Raw genomic sequence first — 21,536 nt, forward strand, 5'->3', positions numbered from 1 at the left:
AATCACAACTTTCTTAAATCGTCTTCCAAACTAGTTTCTGAAGTTGTCTTTTCATCGACGTCTTTAACCTTTCGCGCTGGAACGCCGGCAACCACAGTGCGTGGGGCAACATCCTTAGTGACAATGGAGCCAGCCGCAACTACAGCCCCTTCACCAACGTGAACGCCTTCAATGACAACGGCATTTGCACCGACTAAGACGTTATCGTCAACTCGCACCGGTTTGGCAGATGCTGGTTCAACGACACCTGCTAGAACAGCACCAGCGCCAATATGGGAATGCTTGCCAACGATTGCACGGCCGCCCATGACAACGCCCATGTCAATCATGGTGTCATCACCGATTTCAGCGCCAATGTTGATGATGGCCCCCATCATGATAACTGCGTTGTTTCCTATTGTAACGTGATCACGAATGATGGCGCCCGGTTCGATTCGAGCGTTGATATCCTTGATATCTAATAGTGGAACAGCAGAATTTCTTGAATCGGCTTCGATTTCGTAATCATCAATGGCCGCTTTGTTTTTCTTGAGAAAATGTTTAACATCTTCCCAGTCGCCAAACAGAGTGGCAGTGTGCTTTTCAGCAAATGCCTTAATTGATTTTGGAAACTTGATTTCCTTAATTGACCCTTTTAGGTAAGCCTTAACTGGCGTTTTTTTCTTAGCATTGCCAATAAAATCAATGATTTCTCGTGCGCTTAGTTGTTCCATTATGATTCTCCTTTAGTGAGTTCTTTTGTATGCATTTTCAATTTAACTTTTATTTCAAGGTACCGGAAACCGTGTCACTCGACCTCATTCGAGAAGCACGCTTGTTAGTCTTTTACGCGCTCCCTTCTATCTTGAAATTGCGCTCCGGGAACCAGATGCTAACTTCTAAGCCATTCATGACTTAAGCCCAAGTTCAGGGCTTAAATCATGATTGCCTTAGAAACCGCATCTCCCGGCTCCCTCGTCCAAATACACGTTTGTTAGGCTCTTTTGAAGTCCCTTCTGCCTTGAAAATACGCTCCGGGAGCCAGATGCTAACTTCTAAGCCATTCATGACTTAAGCCCAAGTTCAGGGCTTAAATCATGATTGCCTTAGAAACCGCATCTCCCGGCTCCCTCCGCGCTCTAATCTAATCTAGTGGTTCATCTAATGAGGTCAAATTTTCAAAAGTTTCTCGCTTAATTGCAATTTGTGATTGGCCATTTTCAACAAACACAACAGCCGGGCGGGGATTACGGTTATAATTAGACGCCATTGCGTATCCATAGGCGCCGGTATCAAGCATTGCCAAGACATCCCCAGGTTGAGTTGCAGGTAAATCCTGCTTTTGAATCAGGATGTCGCCAGACTCACAATACTTTCCAGCAACTCGAACGGTTTCCTTGATTGGCGCACTGGGATCTTTAGCCAAAACTGCTTCGTACTTGGCTTGGTACAGAGCTGGACGAATGTTATCACCCATCCCACCATCAACCGTCACGTATGAGCGAATACCCGGTACGTCCTTGCGACTGCCAACTGTGTATAAATTGTAGCCAGCCGGACCTGCAATTGAACGACCCGGCTCAATCCAAACTGCCGGCATTGGCAGATCGACTTCTTCAGTACGCTTCTTGATCGCCTTAACAATTGCGTCGACAAACATTTCCGGAGCAATGGGGTCATCATCTTCCGTGTATTTAATTCCAAAACCGCCACCGACGTTGACCACCTTGGCAACATAACCGATTTCCTTGTTCCATTCTGCTAACGTATCGATCAACTTAACTGCCGCCATTTCGAAGCCATTTACTTCAAAGATTTGTGACCCAATGTGGCAGTGAATCCCCAACATATTAATGCGATCATCTTCAAGAACCAACCCCAGTGCTTTTCTAGCCTGCCCACTTTGAATGTCGAAGCCAAACTTGCTGTCGACTTGACCGGTCTGATCGTACTCGTGGGTGTGGGCAAAAACGCCCGGTGTTACTCGGAGCATGACGTTAATATGTGATTGTTTATCTTCCAAAACCGCTTTTAATAAGTCAATTTCGTGGAAGTTATCCAAAATGATGACGCCAATTTGATGTTCAACCGCCATTTCCAATTCTTCACGGGATTTATCGTTGCCATGGAAACTGACACGCTCCATTGGAAATCCAGCTTTAATGGCCGTGTATAATTCGCCGCCGGAAACAACATCGATATGGCCCTTTTCTTGATTAATCAGCTGAAACATCGCGATGCACGCAAATGCTTTACTGGCATAACTGACCGCGAAATCGACGCCATTATCTTGAAACACCTTTTGAAAATGGTGGATCTGGTCGCGGATGGCTTTAACGTCGTAGACCACTAAGGGTGTTTTATATTGCTTAACCAGATCTAGTGAATCCACTCCCCCGATTTCCAGGTGTCCCGCTTGGTTTGTTGATAACTGGTCGATTTGATTAGTCATGTCTTCTCCTCCGAAAATATCTTTTTTATAAATGGTGATGCTGAGAGCTTTCGGCGCTCCGGGAGCCAGATGCTAACGTGTAAGGGCGGGATGATTTAAATCCAAGTTCGGGATTTTAATCATCCCGCCCTTACACACCGCATCTCCCAGCCCTCGTCGCGCTCTCCAATAAAAAAATCTCCTCATTCGGCGTTCGCCAAACAAAGAGATTCAGAATTTTAAACTCATATTCCGTATCAATTGTCGTTAGCGCCCCGCAGCCGACTTATCCGCCGCGACAGTCCATAGCCTGTTAAGCTAAGTCCCAGCGCGCCAAGTGCTACCTCACATGGTGCTTCGGCAACCGCCCCTTTCATTAGCTTCAAAGTTCAGGTAGGAACTCCACTAATTACTGATGTTGGTTGCAACCTCTAATGATTTAATTGACATAATTTTATAATGATTCTCATAAAGTGTCAACCACTTTTATGAGTCTAGTTGCAAATTCATGCAAACCCTGTGCAATAAACTGGTGACTCTTGCAAATTAATTCAAAACTGCTAAAATTCGATTTAACAATCTCTAACCGAATTGTTAATTAATGGGAATATCCAGGGAGTGAATGAAAGTTATGAAAGTCGTTAAGTTTGGGGGCAGTTCGTTAGCCGATGCCGCCCACGTTCAAAAGGTCATTCAAATCGTTCAAAGCGATCCCGAACGAAAAGTAATTGTCACATCCGCACCGGGCAAACGATTTGCCGAAGATGTTAAAGTGACCGATCTCTTAATCAAGTATGCCAATGCAATCATCAACGGATCGGAGGCCTCAACCACTGTTGAAACGATTTTTGATCGTTACCAGCAAATCGGCAGTGGTTTTGACGTCCCAAAAAGTGTCCTCGATGACATTAAAGCCAAGTTGATTGCTTTACCGACCCAATCGTACCCTAACGATGACTACCTGATGGCAGCATTCAAAGCTCATGGTGAACGGTTAAACGCAGAACTATTTGCGGCCTGCTTAACTGAGAGCGGTACCAAAGCACGTTTCATTGATCCAAGTGAAGCCGGCATCTTATTAAGTGATAATCCCAATGGGGCCACCGTTCTGGAACAAACCTACGCCAATTTGGCTAATTTGAGCTATGGCGAAGAAAGGCTGGTTTTTCCCGGCTTCTTTGGTTTCACGCTTGATGGTAATATTGCGACCTTTGCCCGTGGTGGATCTGATATTACCGGATCCATTTTGGCACGTGGCTTGAATGCTGATCTCTATGAAAACTTCACCGACGTCGACGCCATTTTCTCCGCCAATCCCAAAATTGTACCAGATGCCCAACCAATTCACAAAATGACTTTCAGAGAAATGCGTGAACTTTCATACGCCGGCTTTTCCGTGTTCAACGACGAAGCGATCATTCCAGCCATCCAAGGCCAAGTACCCATTAACGTTAAGAACACTAACAATCCCAATCTCCCTGGAACCCTAATTGTTCCCGAAAAAGATTTTACTTCAAAAAAGCCGGTGACTGGCATTGCCGCATCCAACCGATTCTCAGCCCTCTATCTCCACAGATACCTGCTGAACAAAGAAGTCGGTTTTACCCTAAAGATTCTCCAAATTCTGTATAAATACGACGTTTCATACGAACACATGCCATCAGGAATTGACGACTTGACGATCATATTTGACCGCAGTCAGCTGGACCATGATACAATTAAAAAAATGTGTCACGACATTCAGATCGAACTGAATCCAGACACTTTAGATTGGATCGATGACTACGCCATTATCATGGTGGTCGGCGAAGGCATGCGGGCAAGAGTTGGTACTATTGAAAATATCATCCGGCCATTGGCTGAACACGACATTTCCGTTCACATGATTAACCAAGGTGCGTCACGAATTTCCATTATGCTGGGCACTCGCCAATCCGATGCCGATGCAGCAGTAAAGTATATTTATCAACATTTTTTTAAAGAAGATCCTTCCGTTAACCAACTTGAATACCAGGCGGAAGTGTAGAGGAGGCGCGTGATGGTTCAATTACTCAAAGTTCATGGATCACAAAATAAGTTCTTTATTTTAGACCAAACAGCTTTACAAACTAAATTAAGTCAGCCCGAATTGGTGGCACTAGCCAAACACATTACTGAACCTGAAAGCGGGCTTCTTGATGGTGCCGACGGTCTGTTAGTCGTTGATGATTCCGATCATCCAGACACTTTGGGCAGCATGCAGGTCATCAATACCGATGGCAGCATTGCTTCCATGTGTGGCAACGGGCTGCGAACCGTTTCCCGTTACCTGTCAGACAAATTTGGCGAAGACCAGTTCAAGGTTGAAACCATGGATAGTGATTTACACGTTCACCGTGAAGCAAATCTGGCTGCCAACGTGCCAACCTTCAGTGTGGAAATTTCTCCGGTGACCTTCGCCAAAGAAACACTGCCTTTCGACAATTTAGGCACCGATACATTAATCAACCAGGCAGTTCCAGCCTTTGCCCCCGGTCTTAAATTTACCGCTATTAGCGTTCCTAATCCCCATTTAATCAGTTTTGTGGACGAGGAAACGATGCACTCAAAGACTTTAGGGCGACTGGGCAAGATGCTCAATGACCCAAATCCATATTTTCCAGATGGTGTTAACGTCAGTTTTGCTCAGATTCTCGACCACAACACACTGTTTGTTCGAACTTACGAACGTGGCGTTGGTTTTACCAATGCCTGTGGAACCGGCATGTCGGCAACCAGCTTGGCATTTTGCCTGAACCATCCAGAAATGGCCGATTTTGACGAACTGATCTCAGTTTACAATCCCGGCGGCATGGTTAAGACCAGGGTTCACAGCCGTGAAGACACCTTCTCAATCGACTTGATCGGTAACGCGACTTTCACCCACAAAATTGAAATTCCTGAAGCTGATCTGCATGCCAACGACCTAGATCACGCCCAAGTGACAGAAACTGGTGAACAGCCAGCATACCTGAAATTTGTGGAAAGTTTGAGGAACCAACTAGTTAAATAACAAAAAAATGATTCAGCAGATTTTCTGCTGGATCATTTTTTTGTTTGTTCATTAACCCATACCTGGTGAATTAATTGATTGGACAACACCTTACAAATCATCTCAATCAACTGATCCTGCATGAAGGCTGTTGCATCAAAGTCTGCCGGCCGTCCGTTAATCGCAACAATCTGCATGCCATTGACTTGAATTTGAACGTTATATTTAGCAAACGTGTTAACGATTGCCTGCAGGTTGTCCTCGTTTAACATTCACTGACCTCCCAGCCGCAGCTTTAGTCGCCATTCATCTTGACGTACCTGATTCAACTTAACCCGCAGGTCCAAGTAAGGCGCCCCCACCAACAAGAAATCCTTAACATCTTCATAATGCGACTTGCTTGAGAAATAATGATTGGCTTTGCGTTGCGACAACTTATCAATCTTAACCTGCAACTTGCTTAAATAGCGCTCTACCAACTGAATCGTATTTTCACGAAGACTGGCAATCTCTGCAATCTTTTCGTCTTTTGGATCTTCAATTTCCAGTTCTTCAACCAACCGGTAATTGTTTAACTCGGGTGCATCGAGGTTGATCAGTTCAAGCGCGCCGTTTTTAACCGCGACCTCAAATTCTTGGCTGTCAGTCCGTTCCAAATAGCTCGGCAGCTGGCCACCAGTCATTTTAACCAACAGAATCGCTTTTCGGGTAATTCCCTGGCCAAATTTGATGTGGATGACAAAATTCTTTTTGCCAATATAATTGACGTTATCTAAGATTAATTGTGGATTGTGGGTGACCACTTCGCCGATTACAAAATAAGTCGCCTGCTTTGTTCGATAAATCTCACCAAATTTTGGTGTCACATCACCACATCCCTTCGCTATCGTTCATAGGCACCATTCTACTTTACTTGACCAATTTTTCAAAGTCAGCATTTTCCAAACGTACGTTCAATAATTTTGTATAATAGAGCATAGATGAATCAAAGTGAAATGGAGGGGTAAACATGGCCGTACATCAAGTCGGCATTCGAGAACTAGTGGAATTTTTATTGCGGACCGGCGACTTGAGTCCCGTCATCAGCAGCGAGAATACCGCTCAAGAAGGCAGCCGCATCCATCGGAAAATCCAACGAAGCAGGCCATCCTCCTACCAGTCCGAAGTGGCGCTCAAAACTTCAATCCAGTATCTGGACGATGAGTACGTCATCAGCGGTCGGGCCGATGGAATCGACGACCGCGACGGTAAGCCGCTGATCGAAGAAATTAAAACCTCAGACTTGGAATTCAATTCGGTGCCAAAGTCGACCCTTGAGCTTTATTGGGGCCAGGTTAAAGTCTACTCGTACATCGTTATGCACCAGGCTGACGTTCGCGCAGTCGACCTGCAATTAACCTACGTTCAGACCCCTGATGAAAAAATCACGACAAAAACCCAGACAATCACCAAGACCGAATCAGAGCTCTTCTTCACCGCCTTGGTCACTGAATTTGAACAATGGATTAAACTCCGTCATGAACTGGACGAAAACCGCATCAGTTCAGCGAAAAAACTCACATTTCCTTTCGCAGATTACCGACCAGGCCAACACAAATTAGCAGCCAATGTCTATAAGACCATCCTACTGGAAAAGCATTTATTCGTTGAAGCCCCGACTGGGACCGGTAAGACCATTTCGACGCTCTTTCCGGCAATTAAATCGATGGGTGAACAGCTGATTAATCGCATCTTTTATTTCACTGCCAAACAGAGTACCCGCCATGTAGCTGAAAACACGATTTCAATCATGGCACAACAGGGATTGAAATTAAAAAGTATCACGTTAACCGCCAAAGACAAGATTACCTTTCCAGTAGAAAAGACACTTCCCCCGGAGAACAATCCCTATATGGTCGGCTACTATGACCGGGTTCGACCGGCAATTAAAGATATTATCCAACACGAAAATCAAATCACCAAAGACACCATTCAAGAATACGCAGAGAAACACAAAGTTGACCCTTTCGAATTTTCACTCGACGTCAGCTTATTTTGTGATGTCATCATTTGTGACTACAATTATTTATTTGATCCCCAGGTTCACCTGCAGCGCTTCTTTTCGTTCCCCGACCCAACCAACTGTTTCTTAGTTGATGAAGTTCATAACCTCGTTCAGCGCTCGCGGGAGATGTATTCGGCAACTTTGGAATCAGCACCGATCAATCCGTTGTTGGAACAGTTGGTCAAGAAAAAGGCCGCTAATCAAAAAGTCATCAAACGGCTTGAATCCTTGAAGCGCTCATTTAAACGGTATAGCAAGCCAGCTTCAGAGACGGCCGATAAGCAGATTGCTCAATTGGCACCACTGAATAATTTCAATAATACCCTGGAGAACCTAATCGAAACGATCCACCAGTGGCTGGCCACTCAGACTCCCAGTGATACTGTCGATGCGGTGGTCGACTATTATCTACAATGCCGGCGTTACTACCTCATCAGCACTTTTTATGATGAAACCTACCGCATGCGGATCATCATTGACGATCACACCATCATTTTCCGCCAGTTCTGTATGGATCCCAGTAAGCAGCTTAAAGCCTGTCTAGACCTTGGTCGCGCAGCAATTCTGTTTTCGGCCACGTTGAGTCCGATGGCATATTATCGGCAAGTGTTGGGTAATGAAGAAGACAGTTTGGGAATGATTTCACACTCGTCATTTCCGCCGCAAAATTGTCAGGTCATCATCGCAAATAATATCAATACACGGTACGCGAACCGGGAAAAAAGTCTGCAGCCCATCTGTGAGAATATTTACACAATGATTCGTCAAAAAATGGGTCACTACATGATGTTTTTCCCCTCAATGGCTTACTTAAATGTGACGTTGAGTAAATTTGTCGAGCTGTATCCAGACGTTGACGTCATTCACCAGCAGCCAGAAATGGATAATACGGCACGGACAGCATTTCTGGATACCTTTCGTACGCAAGATCACCAGACAAAAGTTGGTTTCGCCTTGCTTGGCGGAATTTTTTCCGAAGGCATTGATCTAAAAAATGATCAGCTGATTGGCGTTGGGATCGTGAGCGTTGGCCTTCCCGGCATGAACAAGGAATCCGATCTCATCAGGGACTATTTCGATTCGTTGAACGGGCAAGGATTCTCGTTTGCCTACCAGCTGCCAGGCTTCAACAACGTCAGCCAAGCGGCGGGACGGGTCATTCGCACCGACGAGGACAAGGGTGTGATCGTGTTAATGGATCAACGTTTCAATCAGGCCCGTTATCGCCAAATTTTTCCTAAAAATTGGACGAATATTAAAGTCACCAATAATTCAGCCCAATTAAGCGATGCACTGCAAAACTTTTGGCGAAACGGCAATCATTAAGTGTTCTCGTGCCAAAAAAAGCGAATGGGTGTATACTAATAACGCTGTTCGTTAATCGAATTAAAGCCAGGAGGGGTAATCTTGAAATTAGCAATGTATAATCATCAGCCAACATTTGTGGCGCTGCAAAACGGTCAGTTTTGGGGCATTCCAATTACTGGTTACGACTCAATCGACGATATTTTAAACGATTGGCAGAACTTTTTGGCTAACGTACTCATTAATATTAATGACGACAAAATCATCGACAACGACGATGCCGCCCAACTTGATCCAACTCATTTTGAGCAGCCCGTTCGAAATCCCAGACAACTGCCTGCCGTCGGGTTCAATTATCTCGACCATATGAAAGAAATGGACATTGTCAAACCCAAGCGGCCCAATATTTTTAACAAATTTGTCAGTTCATTGGCCGGCCCTCAGAACTCGATTCATTTGAGCGGCGACACCGTTGACTGGGAATCCGAGCTGGTTGTGGTCATCGGCCGCGGCGGCAGAAACATTAGTCGTGAAGATGCTGAAGACGCGATTTCCGGCTACATGGTCGGCCAAGATATTTCCGATCGAACCGTTCAATCAATCGATGGTCCCAGCACCCAGTTCGACCTCGGAAAATCCTACAAGAATTATTCACCAGTTGGCCCTTACATAACCACCATCGCCGACGTGGACGATATCGTTTCTAAAAACGTCATCACCAAGGTTAATGGTGACGTCATGCAGCAGGCAACCATTGATAAAATGATTTTTGACATTCAAACGCTGATTTCATACATTTCCGGTGTCATTGAGCTCTATCCCGGCGACCTAATCTTTACCGGGACCCCGAGTGGTACTGGCGTAGGCCGGGATCCCCAAGTCTTCTTGAAGTCTGGCGATGTGTTTACCAGTGAAATTGATGGGCTGGGAACAATTGAGACGAAGGTCAACTAATTTAGTTTGGTGTCCAAATAACACTAATGGTACAAATAAAGCTGAAGCTAAATCGTTGTGATTTAGCTTCAGCTTTGTTAATTTTAGTTACAACTTATTTAACGAACGACTACTTCTTCCGTAATATCGAAACGCCTTCCGGTACCATAAAGTCCTTTTGAATCATCGTCAACTTGCCAGATTCAGAGTCACGCGTGTACAATGTTGCGTTGTCAGAATTTTGGTTCAAAGCGATCACAAAGGATTCATCGTCACTCAGATTAAAGTCACGCGGAAAATCGCCGTCGGTTGAAATCCGCTGAACCAATGATAAATTGCCTGACTCATCCGAACTGAAGACGGCAATTGAGTTGTTTCCACGATTAGAAACGTACACGAAGCGCCCGTCTTTAGACACCCTGATGGCTGCTGCCCCATTATGTTCGGTCCAGTCATCTGGAATCGTTGAGTGAATGTCTCTTAGTGATAGAACGCCTTTGTCGGCATCGTAGTCCAACACGGCAACGTTGCTGCTTAATTCGCCGACCAGGTAGGCAACCTTCTTCTTGGCATCAAAGTAAATGTGCCGTGGGCCATAACCATCCTGCATCTGTAATTCGCTAACCGGCACTAATTTGCCACTGTCTTCCAAGTCATAGATAAAGACTTTGTCGACGCCCAAATCAACGGCAACAATTCGGCCTTCTGGGGTTAAGTTGATATAATGCGGATGGGGACCGTCCTGCTGTTCTTTACGAAAGCCCAAAGTTCCCTTATCCATGATCCGATCAGCCTTCGAGATTGACCCATCATCGGCAATTCGGTAGGTGTTGACCGTACCGGCATGATAGTTCGCCGTGAACACCAGCTGCTTGTCTTCATCAACCGCAATATAGGCCGGTGATGTTTCCTGATCGTGAACTGAAGCAATTGGCTTCAGTGGGAAGTCATTACTTGTACCGTCCCATTCAACGAAGCCACCAGTGACGTTTCCCTTGTCATCTTTGACTTTGGTAATGGCGTAGATACGCTTTTGAGTTGATTCTGCAACGTAGGTCGGGTCAATCGCACTGCCGACAAACGTTAAGTTTTGTAATTTTTGGTTTTCAGTGTCGAGTTCTAATTGATAAACGCCTTTACTAATTCTTCTGGTATAGGTTCCAAGCAAGTATTTTTCTATCAAAATTTTCCCTCCAATAAAAGTTTATGTCTTCATTATGCCACAGATAAAACCCAACCAAAACACCTTTGAAAGCTTTTTCACGAAAGGAACGAACTTTATGACATCTTTTGAAAAATTTCATCCCGTCCTGACCGCCCATTTAACCCTTGATTGGCTGACCCAGACGCCAGTTAAAGCCATTGACGACCTGTTTTCCAAGCCGACCATTACAACGGCCAAAGCTGAAAAAATGCCCACGCAAATTCTGGACACCGTTAAGGCCATCAATCACATCATGGGCCGCGTCATGAATGACAAAGAGTTAACCTGGGGAATTACTGACTCAAATTCAGACGCTTTTGTCGGTATCATCAGCCTCCGCGGCTTTGAAGACAGGTCCCCCTCTGGATCGATTGAATTCATCATTGACCAGAATTATCGTGCGGACCTGGCAGAAGTTGTCGAAAGAGCAGTCCGGTTCTCCCAGGATCATTTTGCATTCAGTCAGCTTTCTATCACATTTAGTGATGCGTCTGCACAAACCAACAAAGAACTCGGTGGGCTTGGTTTTGAAAGTAACCAAGCAAACACGTTTACCATTCAACTTTAAACCAATTTTAAATTAGAGAATCCCAGCAATCTCTTCTGATTCAGAATTGTTGCATATCTCATCCAAGCATATTAGAATTGTTCTAAAGTGCTGAATGGATTATAATAATATTGAATAATTGAATGCTCCTCATGGAGGTGTCACCTAATGACAAACACAACTTTGAAACGTTCCCTGGGTCAACTTAAAAAGCAGGGGGTCAGAATTACGCCCCAACGAGAAGTGATCTTGGACTATTTGATCACCCATCATAATCACCCGGATGTTGAAACGATTCGTGACGGCATCGAGGACAAATTACCCAACCTCAGCGTTGCAACCATTTACAACACCCTTAAAATGCTGGTCGACAATGGCCTAGTCATTGAATTACCCAATAACGATGGTGGCATTCGCTACGACTACTTCGGCGTTCCCCACTACCATGCCATTTGTGAAAATTGCGGTAAAATTATCGATATTTTCGACGACGACTATCCTGAGTTGGTCAAACACGTACAACAGAGGACCAGAGAAAAAACGGATTTTTTAGTGACCGGTACCCAATTAGAGGTCACCGGAATCTGTCCGGATTGTCAGCGGAAACTACACCTGGCCAAGCTAGCCAACAAATGATTATTACAGGGTCAAAGCATTGATATATCAGTCATTTGTCCAACAATTTAAAACTTTTGTCAAGAACTCTTAATATGATTGACAATTAGTACCACAAAGCCCACGGGTACGCGTTAAATCGCTATCCGCGGGCTTTTTATCTGGTTGAATTGTATCATGCAAATCGTATATATTAGTGGTCGTAGCTAATTACTACTATGTAAAAATAAAATAAACATTTAAAACGAAACTTTAAAAAAATTGCCATAAACACTTCTGAAGGGAATAATTAATTTGAAAAAAAGAGCGATTGTAACTGCCCTTTGCTCGCTGACACTGGCGGCAATCGGCATGTTTGGACTAAGCAACACTGCGGGGGCTAGCAGTGTTAACGACTACATTGCCAATAACAACATCGGCCATGCCAGTGTTACATCATCGGTTTGGAGTGGCTTTCCAAAGAACGCCTACCGTAAAGGAACCGGCAAGCCCGAGGGCGTTGTGGTTCATGAAACTGCCAACCCCAACTCAACCATTTATAACGAAATTGCCTACATGAAGAAGAATTACAATAATGCATTCGTTCATTCTTTCGTTGACGCCAGCCGCATTATCAACATTGCCAACACCAATTACTTGGCTTGGGGTGCCGGTTATCCAGCCAATGCCCGTTTTGTTCAATTCGAGCAGGTTGAGGTTCATAGTAAGTCCGCCTTTGCCCACGAAATTGCCAACGCGGCTTACTACACGGCTTATATTTTGGATAAATATGGGTTGACCCCAAATGATGCAGCCTATGATGGCAAGGGAACTGTTTGGTCTCACGGGGGTGTCTCCAAATATCTGGGCGGTACCAATCACACCGATCCAGCCGGCTACTATGCGTCTGCAGGAAAGAAATATTTCGGCGCCAGCTATACGTTTGCCCAATTCTATCAATTGGTTAAAACAACCTACAATAATTTGGCAGCCGATGGCGCAGCTCATGGGTCGTTAACCGCTTCGTCAGCAAAAACAGCGTATGACAAGGTCACATACGCCAAAGCAGATACACAGGCGTCATTAGGAGACAGCTACAAGTCATACAAATTGTACAATCACGTCAAAAATTCACGATCAGGGATCAAGTCATATTCGTGGTCATCAGTAGATGCTTCTGTTGGTAAGCAGGTTCATATTGATAACATCGGGACTAAATCAAACGGTCACGACTGGTATCGCATTACCTTCTCAACTGATAGCGGTGCAAAAAAATACTGGGTCTACGAAAAAGCCCTTGACCTAATCAATTGACATCATTTCTGAATTAATATATGATGATGTCAATTTAGAAGACCAAGTAGTGTGCCAACAGAGAAAATGTCGCTGGCTGAAAGACATTTAAGAACACGAATCCTATCTTCAATACGATTGCCCTAATCAGGCACGGATTTTTCCGTTATAAATCAAAAGTGTGAAGCCTAGCTTTGAATGAGAATGGTACCGCCCGTTGTGGGTGTCTCAATTTTAAAGTAGGCTTTTTTTATACAAAAATATGGGGTGAGCAGATGGACAAACGCATTATTAACGCAAATCGAATCGTGGTCAAGGTCGGGACCAGCAGCCTGATCCATCCAAGTGGCGCTGTCAACTTAAAGACGTTTGACGAATTGGCATACACCTTAAGTGCACTGAATAATCAAGGCAAGCAACTCGTTCTGGTTTCTTCCGGAGCGATTGGGGTTGGCCTAAACAAAATGCAACTCAAAAGGCGGCCGACAGAAATTGGTGCGCAACAGGCTTTGGCTGCAATTGGTCAATCGGAGTTGATGACGCTGTTTACCCAACGCTTTGACCACTACCTGACAGACATTGCGCAGGTGCTCTTGACCCACGACATTTTTGATTATCCAAAGAGCAATCAATTCGTTATGAATACCTTCAATTGCCTGTTGCGGGACAACGTCATCCCGATTGTTAACGAAAATGATACGGTCGCAACGGACGAGTTGGATCACAAGACCACGTTTGGCGACAACGATCAACTTTCCGCAATTGTGGCCAGTCACGTGGATGCAGACTTGCTGATCGTCTTGTCGGATGTCGACGGCTTCTATGATCAAAATCCTAATCAAGTTGCTGACGCCAAGCTCATCAGCACGGTCAATCAGGTGGATGAAACCGAATTTGGTGTTGCCGGCGGCACGGGCAGCCGCTTTGGTACCGGTGGCATGCAGACCAAACTACTTGCCGCCAAACGAATGCTTGATGAAGACCGGGTCATGGTTTTGGCCAACGGATCCGATCCGCGAATTATTTTTAAAATTTTAGCCGGTAACGACGTGGGAACGATCTTTCAAAAGGAGAGTGTAGCTCATGAATGACAAACTAATCGAAATTGGCAAGAATGCCAAAGCTGCTGCTTACAAACTAAACCTGCTGGACACCGTGACCAAGAATCGGATTCTCAATGAATTTGCCAACGCTTTAACTGAGAACACTGGGACCATCCTTACCGCCAACCAACAAGACTTGGCCGATGCCACCGATATGCCCAGCAAATTTACCGACCGATTAAAGCTGACCCAACAACGGATTGCTGATATGGCTGAAGGTTTGCGCCAGGTGGCTGCTCTTGCCGATCCAATCGGTGATATCGATAAGGGTTGGGAGAACGATGCCGGCTTAAACATTGAGAAAAAGCGGGTGCCCTTAGGCGTCATCGCAATGATTTTTGAAGCCCGCCCCAACGTCACTGTCGATGCTTCTGCCCTGACATTTAAGAGTGGTAACGCCGTTATCTTACGAGGTGGCAAGGAAGCAATTAACACCAACCTGGCACTTGCTCAAGTTCTCCGCCAGGTCCTAAAAGCGAATCAATTAGACGAAAATGCCATTCAGATTCTTCACGATACCAGCCATGAAACGGCCAACGATTTGATGCATCTAAACAAATACGTCGACGTTTTAATTCCGCGTGGCGGTGCTGGTCTGATTAACGCCGTTGTTAAAAATTCGACAGTTCCCGTGATTGAAACTGGTGCCGGCAACTGTCACGTGTACGTTGATCGGGATGCTGAACTACAAATGGCGATCGACATCGTCGTCAATGCCAAAGTTCAACGACCATCCGTCTGCAACGCTGCCGAAAAGCTGTTAATCCACCGGGACGTGGCCGAAACGATGCTGCCGGCAATCGCTCAGGCACTGGAAGATCACGGCGTTATTCTTCGCGGTGATGAGGCCAGCCGAAAAATTGTCTCCTCAATCACCCCGGCTACCCAAGAAGACTGGTCAACCGAATACAATGATTTAATCATGGCCGTTAAAGTGGTTGACGACGAGCAGCAAGCCATTGACCACATCAACGAGTACTCTACGGGACATTCCGAAGTGATTATTTCTGATAACTATCAAAGCGGTCAGGAATTCTTGAATAAAATCGACTCCGCCTGTGTCTACGTGAATGCCTCCACTCGATTCACCGACGGCTTCGAGTTTGGATTTGGCGCAGAAATCGGGATTAGTACTCAAAAGCTCCATGCGAGAGGCCCAATGGGTTTGAACGAATTGACGACCACCAAATATGTCATTCGGGGCAATGGGCAAGTCAGAAAGTAATTCGGTTGATAGCCAAAGACGACAAGCAAAAGTCCAAGAAACACTAACGTTCAATTTAATACGTCACACAAAGAAGACCGGAGCACAGGCAAATCCTGACGTCCGGTCTTCTTTAAGCTCACATAACTTACTTTAGCAGATGATGCTGTATCAGATACGCCTTAGCCACAGCTGCTGCAGAACGATGCTTAACCGTCACTTGATAGTTCATTTCCTGCATGTCGCGAGTCGTAATTTTGTCCGCCAATCGACTGAGAGAGTGAACCACTTCCGGGTGGGATTTCGCAAATTGGTCGGTCATCAATGGTGCTCCCTGATAAGGTGGGAAGAACTGTTTGGAATCTTTCAGTACCACTAAATGATGCTCCCTGATTTGGGGATCAGTTGTATAGGCGTCAGTGATGTCAACCCGCCCATCTGCCAGGGCAACGTAGCGCAAAGAGGGTTCCATTGTTCGAACAGATTTCAATTGGAAATGATAAGCTTTTCGCAGTCCCGGATAACCGTCAGTCTGCTGATAGAAGTCGGGATCAAAGGCTCCCCGCAACTGCTTGCCAGCCTTTTGCAAATCTGCAATTGTGTGTAAGTGATACTTCTTGGCAGTTGCTTTGCGAACGGTGATCGCATAACCATTTTGATAGGCCATAGGTTGTAGATAACGCATATGGAATTTTTGACTTAGTGCGGTTTTAGCATCCTGGTAAGCCTGCTTCGGTTGTGCGTTCATCTTTTTGGGTGAGTGAACCAAGGATTGGAGAACCGTACCGGTAAATTCAGGATAAATGTCAATTTGGCCATTCTGCAATGCTTTGAAGAGAAAGCTGGTTCCGCCAAAGTTAGGCTTGAGCTGGATTTTTGTCCTGGGATTATCGTGTTTCACCAGGTCCCTATACATATTCACCAAAATCTCAGGCTCACCGCCCATCTTTCCAGCAATTGTGATTGTTTGAGCCGGCTTATTGAATAGTGACCAGCCTAGGCCGGCGCCACCAAGGACCAGCACCACTAGGACACCAATTCCCAGCTTTTTGAAAGAGAATTGAGATAACACTTTAATTAACCAACTCGCCACTAATGCCAAGATAGCTGATAAAACTGCCCCGACGATTAACGCGGCATTGTTGTTGGTCTGAATTCCTAACAGAATGTAAGTTCCCAGGCCGCCACCGCCAATCAACGCAGCCAAAGTGGCAGTCCCGATCACTAGAACGGTGGCAATTCGAATGCCAGAAAGGATCATGGGCATCGCTAATGGCAGCTCAATTCGAAATAATTTGAATCGCTTGGTTACGCCCAACGCATCGGCGGCTTCCAACAAGACCGGATCGATGTGAGTAAGACCGGCATACGTATTTTGAAAAATTGGCATAATTGCGTACAGCACCAGTGCAATCACTGCCGGAACCGTCCCAATGCCAACAAAGGGAATTAAAATTCCCAAAACGGCCAAGCTGGGAATTGTCTGAATCACCCCGGCAATTTGTGAAATCAGTTCACCAATTTTTGGCCGGTTCACCAACCCAATTGCTAAAGGAATCGCAATGGCAATCGTAATTAAGATTGCAATCAGTGAGATTTCGATATGCTGCCAAAGTGCTTGACTGATGGCACTGGCATTTTTATCGACGTAAGCCATGACTTCATCAATCATTTGTCGGCCCCTTTCCCAAATCGGCGACATAGGCAATTAAGTCACTTTGCGTGAGAATTTCCCCGTCAACTAACACTAATTGACCGGGATTTTTTTCCAGTAGACCTGCCCACTCGTAGACCGTCTGGCTATTCTGTAATGTAATCGGGTGGTCACTTTTACCAACCGGACGGCCCAAACCTGCATTCAGAACTTGTTTTAACAGTCTGGTGCCAGAATTATCAACGTCAAAAAAGCGTTTGACAAACTCATCAGCGGGGTTAGCCATCAAATAATCCGGCTTACCCACCTGCAGGAGCACCCCGTTATGAATAACCGCCAGTCGATCAGCGAGTAAAAAAGCCTCGTGCATGTCATGAGTCACAAAAACAATCGTGGTGTCAATTTGTTGATGGAGGTTCAAAATAATCTTCTGAATTTGTCGACGGGATACCGGATCAAGCGCGCTGAAGGGTTCATCCATCAGGACTAATTTGGGCCTCGCCGCCAGTGCCCGGACAATCCCGACACGCTGGGATTCTCCACCGGATAACTCATCAGGCATCCGGTTAAGAAATTGGTCCGGATCCAAATTGACTTTGGTCATCAATTCGACAATCCGGTCGTGCTTTTCTTGAGGGGCCCACCCCAGGTTATCAAGTTGAATGGTGGCATTTTGTTCAACGGTCATGTTTGGGAACAATGCGCCCGTTTGAAGCACGTAACCAATGTGGCGGCGTAATTTTTGTAAGTGACTGTCGGCGACGTCCTCCCCGTCAATCTTGACCGTCCCGCTTGTTGGCACCACTAAACGGTTAATCGTCTTTAGAAGGGTTGTCTTACCGCTCCCGGAAGGTCCGACCAACACAAAAAGCTCACCATCGTCAATGGTGAGATTTAAATCTTTTAAGGCGAATTGGCCGTCAAACTTTTTGGAAACACTCGTAAATTCAATCAATGTCGTTCACCCCGTAAAATCCATGGTGTTTTAATTATACTCATTTTGACAATCGAACACAACTCACCGCTTCAATTGCGCCTTATGCAGCCGTTTAAGCTTAAAACTCATTAACCAGGTCGTGACCGGAATCGTTGTGACCACTCCGATTAAGGAAACCACAATGGCAATCAGCTCAGCCGCAAATACTTTATCGTTAAGAATGTCGCCGAACGAATAGTTCAATCCATAGAACCAAATAAACAAGGCCAATGAGCTGCCAAAGAAGCCAAAGAACAGGGTATTGACGGCCGTTCCAATAATTTGTTTGCCAATCACAGTCCCATCCAAAAAAAGTTGATCACTTTTAATGGCCTGGTGTTGCAAAATAATTTCGTCTAAGCCAGAGGCAATCGCAATCGCAGCCTCGGCCACCGCTCCTAATGAACTCAGGATGGCTGTCGCAATTGCAACTTTTGTGAAATCAATGCCAACATACGTTGATAAGCCCTCAAGCTCTTCGCTGTCTTCCAAACCAAAACCGCCTACTTGGGCCCAATATTCAATCGGAATAATAATGATCACAATCAAGATCAGGACAATCACTGAAGCCTGAAAAGCCGTTGTTGAAGCATTATCGCTGGCGCTACTCCAGAAAATTGTAATTGACAGTAAAATCACGCTGGCGACAATCGTGACAATGATGGGCGGGAGATGAAAGGCAATCAACACAATGGTGAAGAACAGAATACCAAAATTAACCACCAAGCTGAGAAACGAGGTAATTCCCTGTTTGCCACCGACAATGATCATCAAAACCAGCAAGACGATCCCTAAGGCTGTAATTGCTCCCATTAGCGCTCATCCCCCTTAATCCAAAGCCCAGCAAAGGCACTTGATAAAATCACCGTCAAGACGATCCCAATGCCGCTAATTAGACTGGAAGTCATCCCCAGCGACATGTTCATCGAAAACGAATAGTGCCAGGTATTGCCATTCTTTAAGTAAAGTAAGGTCATCGCCAGCGTTTCAGCCATAAAAATGAAGAACAGGACATTAATCAGAGGCCCCATAATTGACTTGCCAATCGCACGGCCTGATTTAAAAATCGCCATTGACGACAACTCCGGCCGCTCCTGCTTCAGAGTCGCCAAAGAAGCCACGATATCGGTGGCCTCGTCCATGACGGCTCCCAGAACGCCAATCAAGACCTCGGCGATGAATAGCGGTTTGGGCAACTGAGTGACGTACTGCATCGATTCATAATAAATACCCCGCTCATTGGTAAGTCCGAAGACAATTAACGTAATCAAAATGGTTGCTGCCGTCGCACACAGCACCGCGGACAAGGTCACCAGCATTTTCTTACTCCAGCCCATGACCAGTAGTAAGGTCACAAAGCAAAAAACAACTGCCAAAACGCTAAAGATCCAGATAACGGCGGCCCCATTATTATTGTGGTCAAGCTTGACAGCTACCCAGAACAGAATTGTATTAATCAAGATACTGGAAATCACCGTCACCCCCCGCAATTTGAGAATGACAAATAGTAGACTAATGGCAATCGCAAGTAGAAAGGCGATTGGCGCATCCCGTTTAATATCCTTCACCGTTGCGTGGAGTTTAGGCTGGGTATGTAACGTAATGAAAAGTTTCTGGCCCTTGGTGTATTGATGATCCATTGCGTGAGAATCTGAATAGGCATTTTTAATGCTTAAATGATGACCGGCATACTTTCCGTTTGTGATTGTCCCGAAAAATCGCTGATTATGGTAGTGGTCAACGTTTTGAAACTCATCGGTCATTTTGGTTGCCTTGCCGTTTTGAACTTGATTCACTTGATAGATGGTTTGCTGATACAAGCCGTCATTATGCTGACAAAAAAAGGCGGCTAAAAAACAAAAGGCAACGACCAGAGCAATCTGAAGCCACGTCATTTTACTCGTTAGTTTATCGTTCATATTGCACATCTTTTCAGATTATTTTAAAATTATTGTAACATCTGCGGAAATGAAAGCGTGGATTTATTTAGAATCGTTAGGAAAGTGAAAGGATTCCCTGGATTCATAAAAACAGCTAGTGACAAGGATAACCCCTTCATCACTAGCTGTTTGCTTGGCTTTTTCGCACCACTTTACGGACTATTTTTTATAATCGACTACCATCACGTTAACCGTCGAGTGACGGACCACGTAAGCAGTTGTCGACCCCAGAATTGCTCTGGAGATGCCATTGACCCCTGACTTTCCAATCACAATCAAGGATGCATCGTATTTTTCAGGTAATTCTTTAGCAATTTGAATTTTTGGAACGCCAACAACAAAGTGGGTTTCGACCTTAGCACCCTTCTTCGCGGCAATGTCTCTGGCATCATCTAAGATCTCTTCTGCCCGATCACGGAACGATTCCATCACGTCCTGGCCTAAGGTGACACCGTACTGAACGTAACGCTGGTCACTGGCAACCGAGACAATCTGCAAAGTCGCGTCAAGGGATTTAGCCAAGTCAGCGGCTTCTTCAACCGCCCTCATCGCATTGTCACTACCATCAACTGGAACCAAAATTGTGTCATACATCGCAAGCACCTCCAAATTTGACTATCTAAATTAATCATACCATTGTGTGATGGAATAAACAGAAATCTAGTCTGGCGATAGCTAGGCCAAGTTCAAATGAGAAATAATTGTTTTGTTATCTGCCAATTCGGTGTGACGTTCCTTCAGCCGGTCATGGTAAGTGGCAAGCAGAAACTTTTCTTCTGCTGATTCCCCAACCAACTCGGGAAAATGAATCTCGCTGATTTCATTGGTCACAATCAAAGTGCAAAATGCTATAAAGGCCACTTCAACGTCTTTAGTCTTGGTATCAGTGGTCAAAAACTTGGTAAAAACCTCAACAGCACGTTTGTTGCTGCCGGTCACATAAGAAATACACGTCAAAATATCGTTAGGACGGGCGGGTGACAAAAACTGGACGTGGTCATACCCAGCGGTCACGAATGACAGATTTCCCGGTAGAAATTTCACACCGGAAAGGCCGGCATTGGCGTCTAAAATCCGCAAAGTTTCGCCGCCAAATTGAATTCGACTGTTGTTTAGTTGGGCAGGAAACACATAGCTTTCATGAATTGCCCTGGTGTCTGAGCACTTGATCGTTTCGATGATAATTCCCTCCAAAATCAACGGATTTGTCGTCACTTGCTAATAAAATGGACACATACCATGATAACCTTTTCATGCCTATAATAGCAAGCTTTTTGAGTAGCCGAGAATTGGATTGTGAACAAAATATTAAATTATTC

The 21,536-nt window shown here is 45.2% G+C and carries 20 protein-coding genes and 1 riboswitch; of the genes, 9 read left to right on the forward strand and 11 right to left on the reverse strand.

The window, feature by feature from the left end; all coding sequences use genetic code 11:
- Nucleotides 1–2: 2 nt before the first annotated feature.
- Nucleotides 3–713: a 2,3,4,5-tetrahydropyridine-2,6-dicarboxylate N-acetyltransferase gene (gene dapD / locus LPKJCM_RS12250; protein ID WP_057961815.1), complete on the reverse strand. Its 711-nt coding sequence runs from the start codon at nucleotides 711–713 to the stop codon at nucleotides 3–5.
- 410 nt (nucleotides 714–1,123) lie between these two features.
- Nucleotides 1,124–2,431: a diaminopimelate decarboxylase gene (lysA, locus tag LPKJCM_RS12255; RefSeq protein ID WP_057961816.1), complete on the reverse strand. Its 1,308-nt coding sequence runs from the start codon at nucleotides 2,429–2,431 to the stop codon at nucleotides 1,124–1,126.
- Between the two features lie 239 nt (nucleotides 2,432–2,670).
- A riboswitch (Lysine riboswitch) is annotated at nucleotides 2,671–2,852 on the reverse strand.
- A 189-nt stretch (nucleotides 2,853–3,041) separates the two neighbouring features.
- On the opposite strand from lysA, the gene LPKJCM_RS12260 reads away from it, so the two are divergent.
- Nucleotides 3,042–4,436, forward strand: a complete 1,395-nt coding sequence (locus LPKJCM_RS12260) for an aspartate kinase (RefSeq protein ID WP_057961817.1) — start codon at nucleotides 3,042–3,044, stop codon at nucleotides 4,434–4,436.
- A 12-nt stretch (nucleotides 4,437–4,448) separates the two neighbouring features.
- The gene (dapF, locus tag LPKJCM_RS12265) at nucleotides 4,449–5,441 is read left to right on the forward strand and encodes a diaminopimelate epimerase (RefSeq protein ID WP_057961818.1); all 993 of its coding nucleotides are present in this window, start codon (nucleotides 4,449–4,451) and stop codon (nucleotides 5,439–5,441) included.
- Nucleotides 5,442–5,473: 32 nt separating this feature from the next.
- Here dapF and LPKJCM_RS12270 read toward each other — a convergent pair whose 3' ends face one another.
- Together LPKJCM_RS12270 and LPKJCM_RS12275 are read right to left on the reverse strand one after the other, a co-directional pair.
- Complete coding sequence (locus LPKJCM_RS12270) at nucleotides 5,474–5,692, reverse strand: hypothetical protein (RefSeq protein WP_057961819.1); 219 nt, start codon at nucleotides 5,690–5,692, stop codon at nucleotides 5,474–5,476.
- A complete protein-coding gene (locus LPKJCM_RS12275; protein WP_057961820.1) occupies nucleotides 5,693–6,286 on the reverse strand; it encodes a hypothetical protein in 594 nt (197 codons plus the stop codon). It lies immediately after the preceding gene.
- Between the two features lie 143 nt (nucleotides 6,287–6,429).
- On the opposite strand from LPKJCM_RS12275, the gene LPKJCM_RS12280 reads away from it, so the two are divergent.
- Complete coding sequence (locus LPKJCM_RS12280) at nucleotides 6,430–8,790, forward strand: ATP-dependent DNA helicase (RefSeq protein ID WP_057961821.1); 2,361 nt, start codon at nucleotides 6,430–6,432, stop codon at nucleotides 8,788–8,790.
- An 81-nt stretch (nucleotides 8,791–8,871) separates the two neighbouring features.
- Nucleotides 8,872–9,723 (forward strand): fumarylacetoacetate hydrolase family protein, encoded by an 852-nt coding sequence (locus LPKJCM_RS12285; RefSeq protein ID WP_057961822.1) that lies wholly within the window; start codon nucleotides 8,872–8,874, stop codon nucleotides 9,721–9,723.
- Nucleotides 9,724–9,832: 109 nt separating this feature from the next.
- On the opposite strand, the gene LPKJCM_RS12290 is transcribed toward LPKJCM_RS12285, so the two are convergent.
- Nucleotides 9,833–10,885: a lactonase family protein gene (locus LPKJCM_RS12290; protein ID WP_057961823.1), complete on the reverse strand. Its 1,053-nt coding sequence runs from the start codon at nucleotides 10,883–10,885 to the stop codon at nucleotides 9,833–9,835.
- A gap of 97 nt (nucleotides 10,886–10,982) precedes the next feature.
- Here LPKJCM_RS12290 and LPKJCM_RS12295 point away from each other — a divergent pair, with 97 nt between their 5' ends.
- The 5 genes from LPKJCM_RS12295 (at nucleotide 10,983) to LPKJCM_RS12315 (ending at nucleotide 15,668) form a co-directional block, all read left to right on the forward strand.
- Nucleotides 10,983–11,474 (forward strand): GNAT family N-acetyltransferase, encoded by a 492-nt coding sequence (locus LPKJCM_RS12295; RefSeq protein ID WP_057961824.1) that lies wholly within the window; start codon nucleotides 10,983–10,985, stop codon nucleotides 11,472–11,474.
- Between the two features lie 147 nt (nucleotides 11,475–11,621).
- Nucleotides 11,622–12,089, forward strand: a complete 468-nt coding sequence (locus tag LPKJCM_RS12300) for a Fur family transcriptional regulator (protein WP_057961825.1) — start codon at nucleotides 11,622–11,624, stop codon at nucleotides 12,087–12,089.
- A gap of 273 nt (nucleotides 12,090–12,362) precedes the next feature.
- On the forward strand, nucleotides 12,363–13,361 hold the full coding sequence (locus LPKJCM_RS12305) for a peptidoglycan recognition protein family protein (protein WP_057961826.1): 999 nt from the start codon (nucleotides 12,363–12,365) through the stop codon (nucleotides 13,359–13,361).
- Between the two features lie 254 nt (nucleotides 13,362–13,615).
- Nucleotides 13,616–14,431, forward strand: coding sequence for a glutamate 5-kinase (gene proB, locus LPKJCM_RS12310; RefSeq protein ID WP_057961827.1), 816 nt, complete (start codon nucleotides 13,616–13,618; stop codon nucleotides 14,429–14,431).
- Nucleotides 14,424–15,668 carry a glutamate-5-semialdehyde dehydrogenase gene (locus LPKJCM_RS12315; protein WP_057961828.1) on the forward strand — a complete coding sequence of 415 codons (1,245 nt, stop codon included), beginning with the start codon at nucleotides 14,424–14,426 and terminating at the stop codon, nucleotides 15,666–15,668. The genes proB and LPKJCM_RS12315 overlap by 8 nt, the downstream gene beginning before the upstream one ends.
- Nucleotides 15,669–15,795: 127 nt before the next feature.
- On the opposite strand, the gene LPKJCM_RS12320 is transcribed toward LPKJCM_RS12315, so the two are convergent.
- The 6 genes from LPKJCM_RS12320 to LPKJCM_RS12345 all read right to left on the reverse strand — a co-directional run bounded on the left by LPKJCM_RS12320 (nucleotide 15,796) and on the right by LPKJCM_RS12345 (nucleotide 21,417).
- The gene (locus tag LPKJCM_RS12320; protein ID WP_057961829.1) at nucleotides 15,796–17,319 is read right to left on the reverse strand and encodes an ABC transporter permease/substrate-binding protein; all 1,524 of its coding nucleotides are present in this window, start codon (nucleotides 17,317–17,319) and stop codon (nucleotides 15,796–15,798) included.
- Nucleotides 17,312–18,256, reverse strand: a complete 945-nt coding sequence (locus LPKJCM_RS12325) for an ABC transporter ATP-binding protein (RefSeq protein ID WP_057961830.1) — start codon at nucleotides 18,254–18,256, stop codon at nucleotides 17,312–17,314. Before LPKJCM_RS12325 ends, LPKJCM_RS12320 begins: the two co-directional genes overlap by 8 nt.
- A gap of 63 nt (nucleotides 18,257–18,319) precedes the next feature.
- Nucleotides 18,320–19,090 (reverse strand): YibE/F family protein, encoded by a 771-nt coding sequence (locus tag LPKJCM_RS12330; RefSeq protein WP_057961831.1) that lies wholly within the window; start codon nucleotides 19,088–19,090, stop codon nucleotides 18,320–18,322.
- A complete protein-coding gene (locus LPKJCM_RS12335; protein ID WP_057961832.1) occupies nucleotides 19,090–20,205 on the reverse strand; it encodes a YibE/F family protein in 1,116 nt (371 codons plus the stop codon). The genes LPKJCM_RS12330 and LPKJCM_RS12335 overlap by 1 nt, the downstream gene beginning before the upstream one ends.
- Nucleotides 20,206–20,376: 171 nt before the next feature.
- Nucleotides 20,377–20,811, reverse strand: a complete 435-nt coding sequence (locus LPKJCM_RS12340) for a universal stress protein (RefSeq protein WP_057961833.1) — start codon at nucleotides 20,809–20,811, stop codon at nucleotides 20,377–20,379.
- A gap of 81 nt (nucleotides 20,812–20,892) precedes the next feature.
- On the reverse strand, nucleotides 20,893–21,417 hold the full coding sequence (locus LPKJCM_RS12345; protein WP_057961834.1) for a hypothetical protein: 525 nt from the start codon (nucleotides 21,415–21,417) through the stop codon (nucleotides 20,893–20,895).
- Nucleotides 21,418–21,536: the final 119 nt, after the last annotated feature.

The organism is Lentilactobacillus parakefiri (assembly GCF_002157585.1).
GTDB classification, from domain to species: Bacteria; Bacillota; Bacilli; order Lactobacillales; family Lactobacillaceae; genus Lentilactobacillus; species Lentilactobacillus parakefiri.